This window comes from Stenotrophomonas beteli, assembly GCF_001431665.1.
In the GTDB taxonomy this organism is placed as follows: Bacteria; Pseudomonadota; Gammaproteobacteria; order Xanthomonadales; family Xanthomonadaceae; genus Stenotrophomonas; species Stenotrophomonas beteli.
Genome location: NZ_LLXV01000067.1, coordinates 1 through 18,711 on the forward strand (window position 1 = coordinate 1; position 18,711 = coordinate 18,711).

Here is an 18,711-nt window from a genome sequence, read left to right on the forward strand (position 1 = left end):
TCACGCGCGCAGCGCGGCTTTATCGCAACCTCACCGAAGCGCAAGCCGAGCATGGGCTCGGCTCTACAGCCGACCGGCCCGCCCTTGTAGAGCCGAGCCTACGCTCGGCTCACGCGCGCAGCGCGGCTTTTTCGCAACCTGACCGAAGAGCAAGCCGAGCATGGGCTCGGCTCTACAGCCGACCGACCCGTCCTTGTAGAGCCGAGCCTACGCTCGGCTCACGCGCGTAGCGCGGCTTTATCGCAACCTGACCGAAGAGCAAGCCGAGCATGGGCTCGGCTCTACTCTTCCTCTTCCGGCACGTCCTGCGGGTTCAACGTCTTGCTTGCCCGCTTCGGCGCGGTGAACGGCGTCGGCGTCGGCACGCCCTGGCCGGCGTTGCCGAACACCATCTTGGCGTCGGCATTCAAGCCACCCCCGGCAATCTCCAGCTCGAAGCGCTCGGCATCGCGGCGACGGATCTGCTCGGCAATCTCCACCGCGTCGTCCTCGTCCGCACCCAGTTCCACCAGCGCGGCCTGGCCGAACAGCACCGCCGATTCAAACGTCTCGCGGATCTGGAAATCGACACCGGCATGGATCAACCGCAGCGAATGCTCGCGGTCGAACGAGCGCACCATCAGCTTGGCCTGCGGGAACTCGTGCGCCACCAGTTCGACGATGCGGTCGGCGGCCTCCGCCTTGTCCACGCATACGGCAATCGCACGCGCGGTGGCCGCGCCCGAGGCATGCAGCACGTCCAGTCGCGTACCGTCGCCGTAATAGATCTTGAAACCGAAGCGCGCGGCGCTCTGGATCATCTCCACATCGTTGTCGATGATGGTCACGTCCACGTCGCGCGCCAGCAGCGACTGGCTGGCGACCTGGCCGAAGCGGCCGAAGCCGATCAGCAGCACGCTGCCGGACAGGCCCTCGGCCTCGTCCACGCCGTCCATGTTCACCGTCGGCTTCGGCGCGATGCGCTTGTAGACCAGCACCACCAGCGGGGTCAGCGCCATCGACAGCACCACCACGGCGGTGAAGTTGGCATTGATCTCCAGGTTGATCACGCCGGCCGATGCGGCGGCAGAGAACAGCACGAAGGCGAACTCGCCGCCCTGCGCCATCAGCACGCCGCGATCCAGCGCCTGCGCGTGGTCGCTGCCCATGATGCGCGCCACCACGTAGATGCACAGCGCCTTGGCCGCCATCAACGCCAGCACCAGGCCCAGGATCAGCTGCCAGTTGCCAGCCACCACGCCCAGGTCCAGCGCCATGCCCACGCTGAGGAAGAACAGGCCGAGCAGGATGCCGCGGAACGGCTCGATGTCCGCTTCGATCTGGTGGCGGAAGGTCGATTCGCTCAGCAGCACGCCGGCCAGGAACGCGCCCATCGCCATCGACAGGCCGGACAACTGCATCAGCAGCGCCGCACCCAGCACCACCAGCAGCGCGGCGGCAGTCATCACCTCGCGCGCCTTCGATTCGGCCAGCACGCGGAACAACGGGTTGAGCAGGAAGCGGCCGACCAGCACCAGACCGACGATGGCGCCGACGCCGATTGCTACCGACAGCCAGCGCGAGCCTTCGCCATCGGCACTGCCCGCGCTGGGGCCCATCCAGGCCACCAGCGCCAGCAACGGCACGATCAGCAGGTCTTCGAACAGCAGGATGGAGACGATCTTCTGCCCCGACGGCAGCGCGATGTCGCCGCGCTCGGCCAGCAACTGCATCACCACCGCGGTGGAGGTGAGCACGAAGCCGGTGGCGCCGATGAAGGCCACCTGCCACGGCAGGCCGAACAGCTTGGCGATGCTGGTCAGCACCACCGCACAGGTGACGATCTGCAGCGTGCCCAGCCCGAAGATTTCCTTGCGCAGGCTCCACAGGTGCGAGGGCCGCATTTCCAGGCCGATCACGAACAGGAACATCACCACGCCGAGTTCGGCGGTATGCAGGATCGCCTGCGGGTCGGAGAACCAGCCCAGGCCGAACGGTCCGATCGCGAGGCCGGCAGCGAAGTAGCCCAGCACCGAGCCCAGGCCGGCCCGGCGGAACAACGGCACCATCACCACCGCCGCGCCCAGCAGGGCGACGACCTTGACCAGCTCGCTGGTCGCTGCTTCTACCGCCATGCGGTGTGTTCCCCAAGATCCAGAATCGGGTTCAACAATAGAGCAATGCCGATGACGGCAATAGCACGCATGTTGCGCCGGATTGTCTTGGAGGTGGAACGATGCCGGGAGAGACCCCCAGCATCATCCCGAAACCATGTATGCGCCTCAATGGGTGCCAACCGTGCCCCCGCCTTCTGTACATGCCAACCATGCACCCGCTTCGATAGGTGCCAACCGTGCACCCGCCTTCGGTAGGTGCCAACCTTGGTTGGCACGAGAACGCCGACCAAGGTCGGCATCTACCAAGGCATTCCCCGGCCGGCCTCACCCACCCCGGCAGAACGCGGCGTAATCGATATACCCCGGGAACGGCACGCCCGGCGAGCACACCGGGCAGTGCGGGTCCGGCCGGATGCCGGTCTCGCGGAAACGCATGCCCAGCGCATCGAAGCGCAGCAGCCGGCCAACCAGCGGCTCGCCAATACCCAACAGCAGCTTCAGCACCTCGGTGGCCTGCAGCACGCCGGCCAACCCGGGCAGCACGCCCAGCACGCCGGCTTCGGAACAGTTCGGCGCGAACTCCGGCGGCGGCGGCTCGGGGAACAGGCAGCGGTAGCACGGCGCCACGCCGCGCTGGCGGCCGGCGTCAAACACGCTTACCTGGCCGTCAAAGCGCTCGATGGCGGCATAGACCAGCGGCATGGCGTGCTTGATGCAGGCGTCGTTGAGCAGGTAACGCAGCGGGAAGTTGTCCGAGCCATCCAGCACCACATCCACCCCGGCCAGCAGCGCATCCACGTTCTCGGAGGTGACCCGCTCGGGAACGGCTTCCACCTTGATCGACGGGTTCAGCGCCAGCAGGCGCTCGCGCGCCGAATCGACCTTGAGCTGGCCGACGCTGGCTTCGGTATGCACGATCTGCCGGTGCAGGTTGCTGCGCTCCACCCGATCGTGGTCGGCGAAACGCAGGTGCCCTACCCCGGCGGCGGCCAGATAGAAACCGGCCGGCGCGCCCAGCCCACCGGCGCCCAGCACCAGCACGCGCGACTGTTGCAGCCGGCGCTGGCCAGCCTCGCCCACCTGCGGCAGCAGCAGGTGACGCGAGTAGCGATCGAAGAAATCGCGGTCGGCAGCACTGGCCAGCGGCTGCACCAAGGGCAGAGACTGCTCACGCCAGGCCACGGTGCCACCCGTCACGGAAGCGACGCGGGTGTAGCCGGCCTCCAGCAGGCACTGCGCGGCATCGGCCGAGCGCTTGCCGCTCTGGCAGATCAGCAGGATCTCCTGGTCGCGCTGCGGCAGATGCGCGGCCGGGTCGGCCTGCAGCTCGCCCTTGGCCACGCCGCGCGCGCCCTCGGCCATCCCGCCGGCCCGTTCGTGCGCCTCGCGCACATCGATCAGCACCGCGCCATGGGCCAGGCGCTCGCGTGCCTGCGCGGGGGAAAGCTCTTGGATGCTCATGGCCGCATTATCGCGCACGTGGCGGCAGGCCGCCTTGACCAGAATCTGTAGAGCCGAGCCCATGCTCGGCTGGCGCGCGTAGCGGGCCCGGGGTCAGATCCCATTTCCCCACAACGAAAAAGGCGGCCCTGCGGCCGCCCCCTCGTGAATCACTTGCCCTTGACGTGCTTCATCAAGCGCCGCTTGGCCTTGACCTGCCGCTCGGTGAGGACGTTCTTCTTGCCCTCGTACGGGTTGGTACCCTCGCGGAAGATGAAGCTCACCGGCGTGCCGATCAGCTTGAAACGCTTGCGGAAGAAGTTCTCCAGATAACGCTTGTACGACTCCTGCAGTTCCTTCAGGCGGGTGCCGTGCACGATGAAGGTCGGCGGGTTGGAACCGGCCGGGTGCACGTAGCGCAGCTTGGAGACGTGGCCGCGGATGGTCGGCGGCGGGTTGGTCTCGTAGGCCACTTCCAGCGCCTTGTTCACTTCGCTGGTGGTGAAGGTCTTGTTCGCCGATTCGTGGGCGCGATGCACCGCACGGAACAGCTCGCGCAGGCCCGAGCCGTGCTTGGCCGAGATGCGCACCGATTCGGCCCACGGCACGAAGCCCAGCTTCAGCGACAGCATGGTCTCGGCCTGCTCGCGCTGGTACTCGGTCAGGCCATCCCACTTGTTGATGGCGATCACCAGCGCGCGGCCGGCATCGAGCACGGCACCGAGCACGGTGGCGTCCTGGTCGGTCACGCCTTCGGTGGCGTCGAGCATCAGCACGGCGACCTGGCACTGCTCGATCGACTGCATGGTCTTGACCACCGAGAACTTCTCGACGACTTCGTCCACGCGCGAACGACGGCGCAGGCCGGCGGTATCGATCAGGCGGTATTCGCGGCCATCGCGCTCCAGATCCACCGCGATCGAATCGCGGGTGGTGCCCGGCACGTCGGAGGCGATCATGCGCTCCTCGCCGAGGATGCGGTTGACCAGGGTCGACTTGCCCACGTTCGGGCGACCGACGAAGGCGATGCGGATGCGGTTCGGATCGTTGTCCAGCTCTTCGCCGCTGCCTTCTTCCGGCAGGCGCTGGATCACCTCGTCCAGCAGGTCGTCCAGGCCCTGGCGATGCGCGGCCGAGACGGTCAGCATCTCGCCGAAGCCGTAACGGGCGAACTCCGAACGCACGCTGTCCTCGTCGGTGCCGTCGATCTTGTTGATCAGCAGCAGCGTCGGACGCGACAGCTTGCGCAGCCAGGCCAGGATCTCATCGTCCAGCGCCGAGGTGCCCTCGCGGGCATCGACGACGAACAGGATCAGATCGGCCTCGGCGGCAGCCGCCCGCGCCTGGCGCGTGGTGGCGCCTGCCAGGCCTTCGTCTTCGCCGGCAATACCGCCGGTATCCACGACGAGGAAATGGTTGTCCTCGTCGAGGCGGCAGACGCCGTAGTTGCGGTCACGGGTGACGCCGGGCTGGTCATGGACCAGCGCGTCACGGGTGCGCGTAAGCGCATTGAAAATAGTTGACTTGCCGACATTCGGCCGTCCAACCAGGGCGACCAAAGGCAGCATCGCGATTACTCCAATTTTTTAATTTGCCAACCGGAAGGCGGTCAGCTTGCCATCCACGTTCTGCACCAGCAGCACCCCGTCCGCCACGACCGGCTGGGCCAGCAGGGCATCGCCACCGCTCTTGGCCCGTGCCGCCATGGCACCATCGGAGGTGCGCAGCCAGTGCACGTATCCCTTGTAGTCGCCGACCACCACGTAGTCACCCTGCAGCGCCGGACCGGTCAGCGAACGACGCGCCAGCTCGGTCTGCGACCACATGGCCGCGCCGCTGGCCTTGTCCAGGCCGAACACGCCGCCCTTGTTGTCGGTGACGAACACATTGCCCGACGACACCGCCACGCCACCGGCGCCGCCATGGTCGCGCGCCCACAGCGGGCGACCGGTCGGGCCTTCGATGGCCATGGTCTGGTTCTTGAAGCTGCTCACATACAGGGTGTTGCCCTCGAGCACCGGTGCGCCATCGACGTCGGCCATGCGCTCCAGTTCGGTACGGCCTTCGCCGTTGCCCAGGTTCTGCTCCCACAGGGTACGCCCATCCTGCTGGGCCAGGGCGGCAACCGAACCCTCGTCCTTGCCGATGAACAGCACGCCCGGGCCGGTCACCACCGGCGCGTTGCCACGCACGGTCAGCGCCGGCAGCTCGCTCGGGTTGAACCACTTCTGGGTGCCGTTGCCGGCATCGAAGGCGGTCACGCGGCCATCGTTGCTGCGCACGTACACCAGGCCCTGGGCCACTGCCGGTGCGGCAATGACCTCACCCGCGACACGGGCGCGCCACTTCTCGCTGCCGTCGTTGATGTCCAGGGCGATGACCTGGCCGTCAAGCGTGCCGATCACGACCAGGTTCTCACCCACGCCCGGGCCGCCGGACAGGCGCAGCTTGGCCTTCTTCTTTTCCTTCTTCGGCTCCCAGGTCCAGGCCTTCTTGCCGGTTTCCAGGTCGATGGCATGCACGCCACCGGTGATCGCCGCAGCGAACACGTGGCCGTTGGCCACCGCCGGGCCCTGACGCACGCCGATGCGGCGTTCGCCCTTGCCCAGGTTGACCGACCAGATCTTGTTGACCTTCACGGTCGGCTCGAACTTGACCAGCTCAGCCGGCTCCTGCGCCTTCTTCGCGGCCGCGTCCTTGCCGGCGAACCAGCCCTTCATGGTGCTGCAGCCGGTCAGGGCCATGCCCATCAGGAGCACGGTGGCGACGCGGGTGATCATGACCTTCTGACTCATCAAACCGACTCCGCAGGGGCGGCGACGGTGCCGCCGGCGTCCATAACCTTGGTTTCCAGCAGGCGCCGCTGCGGCGCTGCCACATCCAGCGTCTTCAGCGCCTTCTCGTACTGTGCACGGGCCTCATCGCGCTTGCCCTGCGCCATCAGCGCATCGCCGTGGATTTCCAGGCTGCTGCTGTCGGTGGCGCTGCCCAGCAGCTTGATCGCCTCGTCGCTCTTGCCGGTGGCCACCAGCAGGCGCGCCACGCGCTGGTCGACCACGCGCTGCAGGTCGCCTTCGACCTTCACCGCGCGCAGGGTCGCCAGGGCTTCTTCGTTCTTGCCGGCATCGACCTGGGCCTTGGCCAGCTGCAGCGCCGCGAGGTCGCCGTAGATGCTGGACGGGCCGGCCTCAAGCGCCTTGACCGCCTTGGCGGCATCGTCGAGCTTGTTCTGCTGCAGGCCTTCGAGCGCCTTCTGGTACTCGACGTTGGCCGAGGCCAGCTTGCCGCCCTGATCCTTCTGGTACCACTGCCAGCCGGCAATGGCACCGATGGCGATGACCACGCCACCGAGGATGCTGGCGCCATTCTTCCGCAGCCAGCTGCGGACGCGTTCACTTTGTTCGTGCTCGTCGAGCAGATCGTCGATCGCCATGCGTACTCTCGCCCCGCCCATCGGGAGGGACCATTGGGTTTAATCGAAGGTGGTGAAACCGCGCCTCAGTGCGAAACCGGGACTACGGAGCCTTCAGAGGATACCTGAAAGCGTGCCACGTTGGCTCGCTGGTAGGGGGTCAGATCGACGATAGCGCCATTCTGCTGAACCTGGACCGCCGAGGCGTTGCCCAGGGTGACCCGGGCCACCTGGCCGGGCGTGAAGCTGCGGCTCTCGCCGGACCTGATCAGCGCCTTCTCGACGGTGGCGCCATCCGGGCCACCGATATCGACCCAGCTGTCGCCGCTGAACTGCATCTCCAGCGCATTGCCGGCCGCCGCCGGGGCCGGCGCCGGGCGCGGCACCGGGGCCAGCGAGGCCACGTACGGGGTGGCCGCCGGCTTGCTGGCCGCCGCGCCGCCGGCATCGGCCGGGGCCGCAGGCTCGACACCCGCCGCCGACGGAGCGACCGGCACCGCCGCCGGAATCGCATCCAGCGACGCCGTGCTCGGCGATGAGGTGGCACCGCCATCGAAATGGCCGCGGGTGGCGAACCACACCGGCACCGCCAGCACCGCGGTGATGCCGACATACAGCATGCGCCGGCCCAGGTTCTCGGCAATGCGGCGCGCGCGGGGCGTATGGGTATGGCTGACCAGGGTCGGCGGCACCACCGGCCCGACCTGGGCCTGCTCGAGCAGCTGGCTGATATCCACGTTCAGCAGGCGCGCATAGCTGCGCAGCTGGCCGCGCACGAACACCGGCGCCCCCAGCTTCTGCCATTGCTCTTCTTCCAGGGACTTCACCACCTGGACGGGCATGCGCAGGCGCGAGCCAACGTCTTCAAGGGTCAGTCCGGCCGCCTCACGGGCCTGGCGAAGGCGGGTGCCACAGCCGGCCGCGGTCTCGAGAGCGCTCACAGTCTGGTCATCAATCACAATGCATCAACCCTGGAGTTAGGAGCCCGCATCCTGCGGAAATTCCTGTCGAATCCGCTGCAGATAGCGATCAGATGCCGCCCGATCGCCCAGCCGCGCTTCGATTTGAGACGCAAGTTGTAACACGGAACGCGTTGCGGGTGCAGCCGCCATACGGCGCTCGGCAAACGCGCGAGCCTCCATGTAGCGGCCCTGGCGGAAGCTCAGTTGCGCCATCGCTTCCAGCGCAACCGGGTTGCCGGGCACCGTCGCCAGCGCGGCCCGCAGGTCGCGTTCGGCACGCTCGAACTGGCCGGCATCCAGCGCACAGCCGCCGGCGTTGGCCTGGGCTTCGGCCGGCGTGGCATAGCCCGGCGCCTGCAGCGCACGGTCGAACCACACCAGCGATTCGGCCGGGCGCCCCTGCTGGCACAGCCAGGCGCCATAGTTGTTGAGCACGTCACCCCGGGTCGGGGCCAGCTCGGCGGCCCGGCGGAAGCCCTCGCCGGCCTGCACGGTGCGACCGCGGCGCTCATCGATGCCGGCCAGCAGCACCAGCGCATCCGGCTCGCCCGGGGCCAGCTTCATTGCTTCGCGCGCCTTGCGCTCGGCACCGTCGAGGTTGCCGACCTGCATGTCGCGGGCCGCCAGCGTGAGCAGGTCGTTCAGGCGCACCTGGCGGCGCACCCCGTCGGGGTCACGCACCGAATACACCGGTGCCTCGCTCGGTCCGAGCCTGGCCTTGGGATGGGATTTGCAACCGCCGACCGCGAGGGCCAGCGTGCCTGCGAACAGGACCAGCCAGAGGCGGTCAGGCCGCGGCATCGCTCCCCTTCCCCGCCTGCAGCGTCTTGTTGAACTCGGCCTGGCGGCGGGTGCGGTCCATCACCTGGCCCTTGAGCTGGCCACAGGCGGCGTCGATGTCGTCGCCACGGGTACGGCGGACCATGGTCAGCACGTCGCTGTCGAGCAGGATCTTCTGGAAGGCGCGGATGTTGGCCTCCTCGGAACGCTCGTAGCGGGTACCCGGGAACGGATTGAACGGGATCAGGTTGACCTTGCCCGAATCCTTGGCCTGCACCGCGTTGTCGAACTGGCGCATCAGGCGGGCCAGCTCGCGGGCATGCTCGGGCTTGTCGTTGACACCCTTCATCAGGGTGTATTCGAAGGTGACCGATTCGCGGCGCTTGTTGGCGCGCAGGTAGCGTGCGCACGAGGCCATCAGCTCGGCGATCGGGTACTTCTTGTTGAGCGGCACCAGGGTCTCGCGCAGCGCATCGTTCGGCGCATGCAGCGACACCGCCAGTGACACGTCGCTCTCGGCAGACAGGCGGTCGATCTGCGGCACCAGGCCGGAGGTCGACAGGGTCACGCGCTTGTTGGCCAGGCCGTAGCCCAGGTCGTCGCGCATCACGCTCATGGCGCGCACGACGTTGTCGAAATTCATCAGCGGCTCGCCCATGCCCATCATCACCACGTTGGTGAGGCGGCGCATCTGGTGCGGCACGTTGCCCAGGTGGCGTGCGGCGACCCATACCTGGCCGATGATCTCGGCGGTGGTCAGGTTGCGGTTGAAGCCCTGGGTGGCGGTGGAGCAGAACGTGCAGTTCAGGCCGCAACCGACCTGCGAGGACACGCACAGCGTGCCGCGGGTCTTGTCCGGGATGTACACGGTCTCGATGGCGTTCTTGCCATCCACGCCCATCGCCAGCAGCCACTTGTGGGTGCCGTCGGCGGAGGGCTTGTCGAACACGATGTTGGGAACCAGCACCTCGGCATGGGCCTGCAGCTTGGCGCGCAGGACCTTGCCGAGGTCGGTCATTTCATCGAAGTCGGTGACGTAGCGATGGTGGATCCACTTCATCACCTGATGGGCACGGAACTTCTTTTCGCCGAGAACCTCGACGAAAAACTTCTCCAGGCCCGCGCGATCGAGGCCGAGCAGGTTCTGCTTGCCAGCCGTGGGTGCCGACTTCGGCAGCGGCTGGATGGCGGGGGACTGTACGACCTCGTTCACGGCATTACTCTCAGCGCGAAACGACTTCGGTGGCGGCGAAGAAGTAGGCGATTTCAATCGCGGCATTCTCGACCGAGTCCGAGCCGTGGGCGGCGTTGGCATCGATGGATTCGGCGAAGTCGGCGCGGATGGTGCCCGGCGCGGCTTCCTTCGGGTTGGTGGCGCCCAGCAGGTCGCGGTGGGCCAGGACGGCGTTCTCGCCCTCCAGGGCCTGGATCATCACCGGGCCGGAGATCATGAACTCGACCAGCGCGTTGAAGAACGGACGCTCGCGGTGCACGGCGTAGAAGCCTTCGGCTTCACGGCGCGACAGCTGCTTGTACTTGGCGGCCACGACCTTCAGGCCGGCCTTCTCGAAGCGGGCGTAGATTTCGCCGATGACGTTCTTGGCAACGGCGTCCGGCTTGATGATCGAAAGGGTGCGCTCCAGCGCCATGGGATGTCTCCAATGGAATCGGGCCGCTGATGGCCCGAAGGGTAACATGAAAAAAACCCGCGTCGGGACGCGGGCTTAGCCTGATAAACGTAGGCGAATTGTAAAAGATAAAGCCGCAGCATGGTAGTGCCCGCCGCTGGCCGGCAAACCCTCACGGCAGGGGTCGGATCCCCGCAGGGGCTCTGACCCCATTCCGGGCCCAGCGTCGGGGTCTGAGCCCCTGCGGGGATCCGACCCCTACCCCATTCACCCAGCTGAGCGGATTCTGACCGCCCGAGCCATTTTTGCTGCACTGCAAAATGCCATACGCTACCGTCTGGTTCTAGTATCAAACAATCGTTTGATTAAGGTCCGCCCACCGATGGCCAAGCCCGCACACTTCTCGACCAAGGACCGGATCCTCGGCGCGGCCGAGGAGCTGTTCGCCCAGCACGGCTTCGCCGGCACGTCGCTGCGCCAGGTCACCAGCCAGGCCGACGTCAACATCGCGGCGGTCAACTACCACTTCGGCTCCAAGGAAAACCTGGTCAACGAGGTGTTCCGCCGCCGCATGGACGAGATGACCGGCGCGCGCCTGTCGCAGCTCGAGCGCGCCCGGGCAGAGCACCCTGGGCAGTTGCGCCCGGTGCTGGCCGCCTTCGTCGAACCGGCGCTGGCGCTGGCCCAGGACCGCCAGAACGGCGGCGCCTTCGTGCGCGTGATCGCCCGCGCCTACGCCGAGAAGAACGACAACCTGCGCAAGTTCCTGTCCGACCACTACGGCCATGTGCTGCGTGCGTTCGGCAAGGCCATCGGCGAGTGCATTCCCGAGCTGAGCAAGGAAGAGCTGTACTGGCGCCTGGACTTCCTGGCCGGCTCGCTGACCTATGCGATGGCCGACTTCGGGCTGATCAAGCGTCCCGCCGGTGTCACCGAAGCGGCGCATCGTGCCCATGCCGCCCACGAACTGATCCATTTCGCCGAAGCCGGGTTCCGCGCCGCCGCACGCGCCAGCGCCCTGCCCGCTTCCCCTTGATTCCATCGGGTGCGACCCACCCCGTAACTGCTGACCAACAAAGGCCCTACACCATGTCCAATTCCCTGCTAGTCCGCCGCGCCGCCGTGCTGGGTGCCGGCGTCATGGGTGCCCAGATTGCCGCCCACCTCACCAACGCGGGCGTCGACACCGTGCTGTTCGACCTGCCCGCCAAGGAAGGTCCGGCCGATGGCATCGTGCTGAAGGCGATCGCCAACCTGGGCAAGCTGAGCCCGGCGCCGCTGGCCAGCAAGTCGCTGGCTGAAGCCATCACCCCGGGCAATTACGAAACCAGCCTGGAACAGCTGAAGGACTGCGACCTGATCATCGAGGCCATTGCCGAGCGCATGGACTGGAAGCAGGACCTGTACAAGAAGATCGCGCCGTTCGTAGCCGACCACGCGGTGCTGGCCTCCAACACCTCGGGCCTGGGCATCAACAAGCTGGCCGACGTGCTGCCCGAGCAGCTGCGCCATCGCTTCTGTGGCGTGCACTTCTTCAACCCGCCGCGTTACATGCACCTGGCCGAACTGATTCCGGCCACCACCACCGACAAGGCGGTGCTGGAAGGCCTGGAAGCATTCCTGGTCACCACCCTGGGCAAGGGCGTGGTGTACGCCAAGGACACCCCGAACTTCATCGGCAACCGCATCGGCGTGTTCTCGATCCTGTCCACCATCCACCACACCCAGCAGTTCGGCCTGGGCTTCGATGAAGTGGACGGCCTGACCGGCCCGCTGGTCGGCCGCCCGAAGTCGGCCACCTACCGCACCTCCGACGTGGTCGGCCTGGACACCATGGCGCACGTCATCAAGACCATGGGCGACACCCTGCCGAATGACCCGTGGCATGAATTCTTCAAGTCGCCGAAGTGGCTGGACGCGCTGATCGCCAAGGGCGCGCTGGGCCAGAAGACCGGCGCCGGCATCTTCCGCAAGGTCGGCAAGGACATCGTCGTCCTCGATCTGGAGAAGCAGGACTACCGTCCGGCTGATCGCGCTGCCGCGCCGGAAGTGGTCGAGATCCTGAAGATCAAAAACCCGGCCGAGAAGTTTGCCAAGCTGCGCGAGAGCCAGCACCCGCAGGCGCAGTTCCTGTGGGCGACCTTCCGCGACCTGTTCCACTACAGCGCCTACCACCTGGCCGACATCGCCGAGACCGCGCGCGACGTCGACCTGGCCATCCGCTGGGGCTACGGCTGGTCGCTGGGCCCGTTCGAAACCTGGCAGGCCGCCGGCTGGAAGCAGGTCGCGCAGTGGATCGCCGATGACATCGTGGCCGGCAAGAGCATGAGCAACGCCCCGCTGCCGGACTGGGTGTTCGATGGCCGCGATGGCGTGCACGCCGCCGAAGGCAGCTACAGCCCGTCGCGCAACGCCAAGCTGCCGCGCTCGTCGCTGCCGGTGTACCAGCGCCAGCGTTTCCCGGATCCGCTGCTGGGCGAGAAGTTCGCGCCGGGCGAGACCGTGTTCGAGAACGACGGCCTGCGCATGTGGCACGACGGTGATGGCATCGCCGTGGTCAGCTTCAAGACCAAGATGAACACCGTGTCCGACCAGGTGCTGGACGGCCTGCAGGAATGCGTCAGCCGCGCCGAGAAGGACTTCCAGGGCCTGGTCATCTGGCAGCAGAAGGAGCCCTTCTCCGCCGGTGCTGACCTGGCCGGCGCGCTGGGCCTGCTGCAGGCCGGCAAGGTCGACCAGTTCGAAGAAATGGTGGCCAACTTCCAGCGCACCAGCCAGCGCATCAAGTACTCGCTGGTGCCGGTGGTGGCCGCCGTGCGTGGCCTGGCCCTGGGTGGCGGCTGCGAGTTCCAGATGCACAGCGCCAAGACCGTGGCCTTCCTGGAAAGCTACATCGGCCTGGTCGAGGCCGGCGTCGGCCTGCTGCCGGCAGGCGGTGGCCTGAAGGAACTGGCCGTGCGCGCCTCGCAGGCCGCGGGCCCGGGCGGTGACGTGTTCGCCGAACTGAAGAAGACCTTCGAGACGGTGGCGATGGCCAAGGTCTCCAACTCGGCGGTCAACGCCAAGGAACTGGGCCTGCTGCGCAGCACCGACAAGGTGGTGTTCAACAGCTACGAGGCCCTGCACATCGCCAAGGCCGAAGCGCGCGCGCTGGCCGAAGCGGGCTATCGTCCGCCGCTGCCGGCACGCCGCATCCAGGTGGCCGGCGACGTGGGTATCGCCACCTTCAAGATGATGCTGGTCAATATGCTGGAAGGCCGTTTCATCAGCCCGTACGACTACGAGATCGCCGAGCGCATCGCCACCGTGCTGTGCGGCGGCAAGGTCGACCGCGGCACCCTGGTGGACGAAGAGTGGCTGCTGACCCTGGAGCGCAAGCATTTCGTTGAACTGGCCCAGCAGGAAAAGACCCAGGCCCGCATCGCGCACATGCTCAAGACCGGCAAGCCGCTGCGTAATTGATTGATGGCGGGTGCCGGCTGCGGCCGGCACCACCTGCTGTGGCAGTCGAGCATGGCTCGACTCTACAAAACCTATTCAAGAGATCACTGCAATGACCAAGCAAATCCAGGACGCCTACATCGTCGCCGCCACCCGTACCCCGGTCGGCAAGGCGCCCAAGGGCATGTTCCGCAACACCCGCCCCGACGACATGCTTGCGCACGTGCTGCGCAGCGTCGTCGCGCAGGCCCCGGGCGTGGACGTCAACCGCATCGATGACGCGATCATCGGCTGTGCCATGCCGGAAGCCGAGCAGGGCATGAACGTGGCGCGCATCGGCGTGCTGCTGGCCGGCCTGCCCAACACCATCGCCGCGCAGACCGTGAACCGCTTCTGCTCCTCCGGCCTGCAAGCCGTGGCGCAGGCCGCCGACGCAATCCGCCTGGGCAACGCCGACCTGATGCTGGCCGGCGGCACAGAGTCGATGTCGATGGTGCCGATGATGGGCAACAAGATTGCCATGGCGCCGAGCGTGTTCGACAACGACCACGTCGCCATCGCCTACGGCATGGGCATCACCGCCGAGAAGGTCGCCGAAGAGTGGAAGGTCTCGCGCGAAGACCAGGACGCGTTCGCCCTCGCCTCGCACCAGAAGGCCATGGCCGCGATCCAGAACGGCGAGTTCAAGGACGAGATCAGCCCGTACGAGATCGTCTCGCACCTGCCGGACCTGGCCGACGGCCAGCGCATCATTACCCGCAACAAGATCGCCGACACCGATGAAGGCCCGCGCCCGGATTCCTCGGCCGAAGGCCTGGCCAAGCTGCGCCCGGTGTTCCGCAACGGCCAGTTCGGCGGCACCGTCACCGCCGGCAACTCGTCGCAGATGAGCGATGGCGCGGGCGCCGTGCTGCTGGCCTCGGAGCAGGCGATCAAGGATTACGGCCTGACCCCGCTGGCCCGTTTCGTCAGCTTCTCGGTGGCCGGCGTGCGCCCGGAAGTGATGGGCATCGGCCCGATCGCCGCGATCCCGAAGGCCTTGAAGCAGGCCGGCCTGACCCAGGACCAGCTGGACTGGATTGAACTGAACGAAGCGTTCGCCGCGCAGTCGCTGGCGGTGATCCGCGATTGCGGCCTGGACCCGAGCAAGGTCAACCCGCTGGGCGGCGCGATCGCCCTGGGCCACCCGCTGGGTGCAACCGGCGCGATCCGTACCGCGACCCTGCTGCACGGCCTGCGTCGTCGCCAGCAGAAGTACGGCATGGTGACGATGTGCATCGGCACCGGCATGGGCGCGGCGGGTATTTTCGAGGCGCTGTAAGGTTCAGAGCGTTGCCGGCGGATTGATGGTTGGCTGTGGAGCCCGGGTGGGTGAGGCTGCCCGGGACACGCCGTAAACCCATCCCTGGGGGCTTGGCAGCGGCATCCAAGCCGCTGACAGTCCCGGGCAGCCTCACCCACCCGTGCCATCCATCATTCCGCGCGGCGGAGGGGTGAGCAAAGGCACGATCAAAAGCTGGGGTCAGAGCCCTTTGCTGCGCAAAGGGATCTGACCCCAACCCACGAAAAAGGCAGCCAGTGGCTGCCTTTTTGCTTTTGCTTCTGCCCTTGATTCCGCCCTTCCCGTCCGCGCCCGCACGAAACCTGACAGGCGGGACGGGTGGGCCGTTGCAGGACCGTTGGCGCCATGGATGGCGCCATCGAGCCCCCATGGACGGGTTTACGGCGTGTCCTGCCTGCCCCTCCCGCCCCGCCAAACACGCAGCAACCCAGAGCCATGAACCACGCTGTTGCTGTTGCTGTTGCTTGTGCTCCGGCTTGAAACGGGTGCCGGGCAGCGCCCGGCCGGGTATCCTTTCCCTCTGATGTCCGACCTTGTCCATGCCAGCCGCGAAGCCCTCAGCGACGGCGGCGCGCTCGCCTCGCACCTGGATGCCTTCGTCCCGCGTCCGGCACAGCTGCGCCTGACCGAGTCCATCGCCGAGGCATTGCAGCAGCGTGACCTGCTGCTGGCCGAGGCCGGTACCGGCACCGGCAAGACCTTCGCCTACCTGGTGCCGGTGCTGCTGTCCGGCCTGCGTACCATCATCTCCACCGGAACCCGCGCGCTGCAGGACCAGCTCTACCACCGCGATCTGCCGCGCGTCCGGCAGGCACTGGGGGTCGGCCTGCGCAGTGCCCTGCTGAAAGGGCGCGCGAACTACCTGTGCCGTTATCGCCTGCAGCAGGCGCGCGGCGAACCGCGCTTCTCCAGCCCCGAACAGGCCGCGCAGTTCCAGCGCATCCTGGCCTGGTCCGGGCGCTCGGAGTTTGGCGACATCGCTGAGCTGGACGGGCTGGCCGATGATTCGCCACTGCTGCCGATGGTCACCTCCACCGTCGACAACTGCCTGGGCACCGACTGCCCGTTCTGGGACGACTGCTTCGTGGTGCGCGCCCGCCAACGTGCGCAGGCTGCCGACGTGGTGGTGGTCAACCATCATCTGCTGCTGGCCGATCTGGCGTTGAAGCAGGACGGTTTCGGCGAGTTGCTGCCGGGGGCGCAGGCCTTCGTCATCGATGAAGCGCACCAGTTGCCGGAGCTGGCCGCGCAGTTCTTCGGCGAGGGCTTTGGCATGCGGCCCTGGCAGGAGCTGGGCCGCGATTGCCTGGCCGAGGCACGTGGCGTCGGCGGTGCGCAGTCGGCTCTGCAGGAACCGGTCGATCGGCTGCAGCAGGCGCTGCTTGCGCTGCGTTCGGCGATGGAGGGACTGCCGTCGCGGGGCACGCAATGGCGTGCGCTGGCGATGCCGCAGGTGCGCGAAGGCTTCGATACGGTGATGGCCAGCCTGCTGGCGCTGGAACAGGCGCTGCAGCCATTGCGCGAAGCTGCCGCCGGGCTCGATGCCTGCCATGCGCGTGCGCGCGAGGCGGTGTCCCGGCTCGGGCGCTGGTTGGGTGATGATGAGCCCGCCCTGGATTTCGACGCCGATCCGGCCGACGTGGCCAGTGCGGCCGATGTGCTCTGGTACGAGCTGACGCCACGTGGTTTCCGCTGCCAGCGCACGCCGATGGATGTATCCGGCCCCTTGCGCGAGCATCGCGAGCGCAGCCGCGCTGCGTGGATATTCACCTCGGCGACGCTGACCGTCGGTGGTGGTTTCGACCATATCGCCACGCGCCTGGGCCTGGACGATCCGCACACGCTGGTGCAGCCCAGCCCGTTCAACTGGCCTGGGCAGGCGTTGTGCTACCTGCCCGAGGGCCTGCCCGATCCCGCCGCGCGCGGCTTCGGTACCGCGCTGATCCAGACCTTGCGGCCGGTCCTGCAGGCTTCGCAGGGCCGGGCGTTCCTGTTGTTCGCCTCGCACCGTGCGCTGCGCGAAGCGGCCGAAGCGTTGCGTGATGGACCCTGGCCCCTGTTCGTGCAGGGCGAGGCGCCGCGTGCCACCCTGCTGCAGCGCTTCCGCGAATCGGGCAATGGCGTGCTGCTGGGCTCGGCCAGCTTCCGCGAGGGCGTGGATGTAGTCGGCGAGGCGCTGAGTGTGGTGATGATCGACAAGCTGCCGTTCGCGGCACCGGACGACCCGGTGTACGAGGCGCGGCTGGAGGCGATCCGCAGCCAGGGCGGCAATCCGTTCCGCGACGAACAGCTGCCGCAGGCGGTGATCGCCCTGAAACAGGGCGTCGGCCGCCTGATCCGCAGCGAGAGTGACCGCGGCGTGCTGGTGCTGTGCGACCCGCGCCTGCTCAACCGCGGCTACGGCCGGGTCTTCCTCGATTCGCTGCCGCCGTTCCGCCGCACCCGCGCTCTGGCCGATGTGCAGGCCTTCTTTGCGCCACAATGGGCACCGGTGGCCGATGATGCCGTTCCGGCCGCCGCTGCGGCGGGCCCGGACCCGGCGCCCGGTGCCACGTTCCCCCTGTTCTGACCTGATCCGATGAAACTGCTCGCCTTTGAAACCGCCACCGAAGCCTGTTCCGTTGCCCTGCATGTCGATGGGCAGGTGCTGGAACGTTTCGAGATCGCACCGCGCCGGCACGCCGAACTGAGCCTGCCGTGGGCCGAGGCGCTGCTGGCCGAAGCCGGCATCAGCCGCCGCCAGCTTGACGGCATCGCGCTCAGCCGTGGTCCGGGCGCTTTCACCGGCGTGCGCCTGGCCATTGCCATTGCGCAGGGCATCGCACTGGCGCTGGACCGGCCACTGCTGCCGGTCTCGACGCTGCAGGCGTTGGCGTTGCGGGCACCGGCTGAAGAAATGCAGATCCTGTCGGCGATCGACGCGCGGATGGGCGAACTGTACGTCGCTCGCTTCGAACGCGTGGACGGCCTGCCGGTGGCGCGCGATGCCGAGCGGGTGTGCGCACCGGCTGCGGTGGCGCTGCCAGACGGGTTGTCGGCCTACGGCGTCGGTACCGGTTTCGGCGCGGCCGAGGGCGCGCTGGTGGCGCAGCTGGGTGATGGTCTGCGTGGTTTTGACGCCACGGCGCTGCCACGTGCATCGGATGTGCTGGCGCTGGCGGTGCCGGCGTTCGCTCGTGGCGAGGCCATCGCACCGGAGAGGGTCGAGCCGGCGTACCTGCGCGACAACGTGGCGCTGACCCTGGTCGAGCAGCAGGCCGCGCGCGAGGCGAAGGCGAAGGCCAACGGCTGAGCCCCTCGTGGCCGAGGATCGGTAGAGTCGACTGTTAGTCGACTGCAACAGCCGTGGTTTGGCCGGGCGGGTGGGCTGCGCAGGGGGCGCTGCAAGTACGTCCCTGTAAGCTCGGTCGCCGCATCCATGCGGCTCACGCCCCCGCGCAGCCCACCCGCCCGGCCTTCGAAAGTTTCCTGTGGTCTGTTGGAACGACCGTGGGGTCGGATCCGTTTTCCGAAGGAAAACGGATCCGAACCAAGAATCATTTCGATGTCTGACAGATGTGTCGACCAAGGTCGACACCTACCAAAACAGCCGAGGAGATCTGTCGAAGGT

Annotated in this window: 14 protein-coding genes; 5 read left to right on the forward strand and 9 right to left on the reverse strand. The window is 67.4% G+C overall.

The features are described from left to right. Positions 1 to 281: 281 nt before the first annotated feature. The 9 genes from ARC23_RS16940 to ndk all read right to left on the reverse strand — a co-directional run bounded on the left by ARC23_RS16940 (position 282) and on the right by ndk (position 10,339). Positions 282 to 2,114: a monovalent cation:proton antiporter-2 (CPA2) family protein gene (locus tag ARC23_RS16940; RefSeq protein ID WP_057498278.1), complete on the reverse strand. Its 1,833-nt coding sequence runs from the start codon at positions 2,112 to 2,114 to the stop codon at positions 282 to 284. Positions 2,115 to 2,420: 306 nt separating this feature from the next. Continuing rightward, a complete protein-coding gene (moeB, locus tag ARC23_RS16945; RefSeq protein ID WP_057498279.1) occupies positions 2,421 to 3,557 on the reverse strand; it encodes a molybdopterin-synthase adenylyltransferase MoeB in 1,137 nt (378 codons plus the stop codon). Positions 3,558 to 3,706: 149 nt separating this feature from the next. Next, complete coding sequence (gene der / locus ARC23_RS16950; RefSeq protein ID WP_005413118.1) at positions 3,707 to 5,104, reverse strand: ribosome biogenesis GTPase Der; 1,398 nt, start codon at positions 5,102 to 5,104, stop codon at positions 3,707 to 3,709. An 18-nt stretch (positions 5,105 to 5,122) separates the two neighbouring features. Beyond that, positions 5,123 to 6,331: an outer membrane protein assembly factor BamB gene (gene bamB / locus ARC23_RS16955; RefSeq protein WP_057498280.1), complete on the reverse strand. Its 1,209-nt coding sequence runs from the start codon at positions 6,329 to 6,331 to the stop codon at positions 5,123 to 5,125. Then, positions 6,331 to 6,969: a YfgM family protein gene (locus tag ARC23_RS16960; RefSeq protein ID WP_057498281.1), complete on the reverse strand. Its 639-nt coding sequence runs from the start codon at positions 6,967 to 6,969 to the stop codon at positions 6,331 to 6,333. Before ARC23_RS16960 ends, bamB begins: the two co-directional genes overlap by 1 nt. A 65-nt stretch (positions 6,970 to 7,034) precedes the next feature. Next, complete coding sequence (locus ARC23_RS16965) at positions 7,035 to 7,907, reverse strand: helix-turn-helix domain-containing protein (RefSeq protein ID WP_057498282.1); 873 nt, start codon at positions 7,905 to 7,907, stop codon at positions 7,035 to 7,037. Between the two features lie 18 nt (positions 7,908 to 7,925). After that, positions 7,926 to 8,711 (reverse strand): type IV pilus biogenesis/stability protein PilW, encoded by a 786-nt coding sequence (gene pilW / locus ARC23_RS16970; RefSeq protein ID WP_057498283.1) that lies wholly within the window; start codon positions 8,709 to 8,711, stop codon positions 7,926 to 7,928. Beyond that, positions 8,698 to 9,903 (reverse strand): dual-specificity RNA methyltransferase RlmN, encoded by a 1,206-nt coding sequence (gene rlmN, locus ARC23_RS16975; RefSeq protein WP_057498284.1) that lies wholly within the window; start codon positions 9,901 to 9,903, stop codon positions 8,698 to 8,700. The genes pilW and rlmN overlap by 14 nt, the downstream gene beginning before the upstream one ends. Positions 9,904 to 9,913: 10 nt before the next feature. Next, positions 9,914 to 10,339, reverse strand: a complete 426-nt coding sequence (ndk, locus tag ARC23_RS16980) for a nucleoside-diphosphate kinase (RefSeq protein ID WP_005409295.1) — start codon at positions 10,337 to 10,339, stop codon at positions 9,914 to 9,916. A 361-nt stretch (positions 10,340 to 10,700) separates the two neighbouring features. On the opposite strand from ndk, the gene ARC23_RS16985 reads away from it, so the two are divergent. From ARC23_RS16985 to tsaB, 5 genes are all read left to right on the forward strand, one after another. Beyond that, positions 10,701 to 11,354, forward strand: coding sequence for a TetR/AcrR family transcriptional regulator (locus ARC23_RS16985; protein WP_057498285.1), 654 nt, complete (start codon positions 10,701 to 10,703; stop codon positions 11,352 to 11,354). A 53-nt stretch (positions 11,355 to 11,407) separates the two neighbouring features. Continuing rightward, positions 11,408 to 13,780: a 3-hydroxyacyl-CoA dehydrogenase/enoyl-CoA hydratase family protein gene (locus tag ARC23_RS16990; protein ID WP_057498286.1), complete on the forward strand. Its 2,373-nt coding sequence runs from the start codon at positions 11,408 to 11,410 to the stop codon at positions 13,778 to 13,780. A gap of 91 nt (positions 13,781 to 13,871) precedes the next feature. Beyond that, positions 13,872 to 15,080, forward strand: coding sequence for an acetyl-CoA C-acyltransferase (locus ARC23_RS16995; RefSeq protein WP_005409292.1), 1,209 nt, complete (start codon positions 13,872 to 13,874; stop codon positions 15,078 to 15,080). A 544-nt stretch (positions 15,081 to 15,624) separates the two neighbouring features. Beyond that, positions 15,625 to 17,670, forward strand: a complete 2,046-nt coding sequence (locus ARC23_RS17000) for an ATP-dependent DNA helicase (RefSeq protein ID WP_057498288.1) — start codon at positions 15,625 to 15,627, stop codon at positions 17,668 to 17,670. Between the two features lie 9 nt (positions 17,671 to 17,679). Beyond that, entirely contained in the window at positions 17,680 to 18,393 is a 714-nt protein-coding gene (gene tsaB / locus ARC23_RS17005; RefSeq protein ID WP_057498287.1) for a tRNA (adenosine(37)-N6)-threonylcarbamoyltransferase complex dimerization subunit type 1 TsaB, read from the forward strand. Positions 18,394 to 18,711 lie beyond the last annotated feature (318 nt).

Excerpts from the sequence above, each read along its gene's own strand:
- ARC23_RS16940 (WP_057498278.1), bottom strand. The coding sequence starts at position 2,114 with ATGGCGGTAGAAGCAGCGACCAGCGAGCTGGTCAAGGTCGTCGCCCTG.
- moeB (WP_057498279.1), bottom strand. The coding sequence starts at position 3,557 with ATGAGCATCCAAGAGCTTTCCCCCGCGCAGGCACGCGAGCGCCTGGCC.
- der (WP_005413118.1), bottom strand. The coding sequence starts at position 5,104 with ATGCTGCCTTTGGTCGCCCTGGTTGGACGGCCGAATGTCGGCAAGTCA.
- bamB (WP_057498280.1), bottom strand. The coding sequence starts at position 6,331 with ATGAGTCAGAAGGTCATGATCACCCGCGTCGCCACCGTGCTCCTGATG.
- ARC23_RS16960 (WP_057498281.1), bottom strand. The coding sequence starts at position 6,969 with ATGGCGATCGACGATCTGCTCGACGAGCACGAACAAAGTGAACGCGTC.
- pilW (WP_057498283.1), bottom strand. The coding sequence starts at position 8,711 with ATGCCGCGGCCTGACCGCCTCTGGCTGGTCCTGTTCGCAGGCACGCTG.
- ndk (WP_005409295.1), bottom strand. The coding sequence starts at position 10,339 with ATGGCGCTGGAGCGCACCCTTTCGATCATCAAGCCGGACGCCGTTGCC.
- ARC23_RS16985 (WP_057498285.1), top strand. The coding sequence starts at position 10,701 with ATGGCCAAGCCCGCACACTTCTCGACCAAGGACCGGATCCTCGGCGCG.
- ARC23_RS16990 (WP_057498286.1), top strand. The coding sequence starts at position 11,408 with ATGTCCAATTCCCTGCTAGTCCGCCGCGCCGCCGTGCTGGGTGCCGGC.
- ARC23_RS16995 (WP_005409292.1), top strand. The coding sequence starts at position 13,872 with ATGACCAAGCAAATCCAGGACGCCTACATCGTCGCCGCCACCCGTACC.
- ARC23_RS17000 (WP_057498288.1), top strand. The coding sequence starts at position 15,625 with ATGTCCGACCTTGTCCATGCCAGCCGCGAAGCCCTCAGCGACGGCGGC.
- tsaB (WP_057498287.1), top strand. The coding sequence starts at position 17,680 with ATGAAACTGCTCGCCTTTGAAACCGCCACCGAAGCCTGTTCCGTTGCC.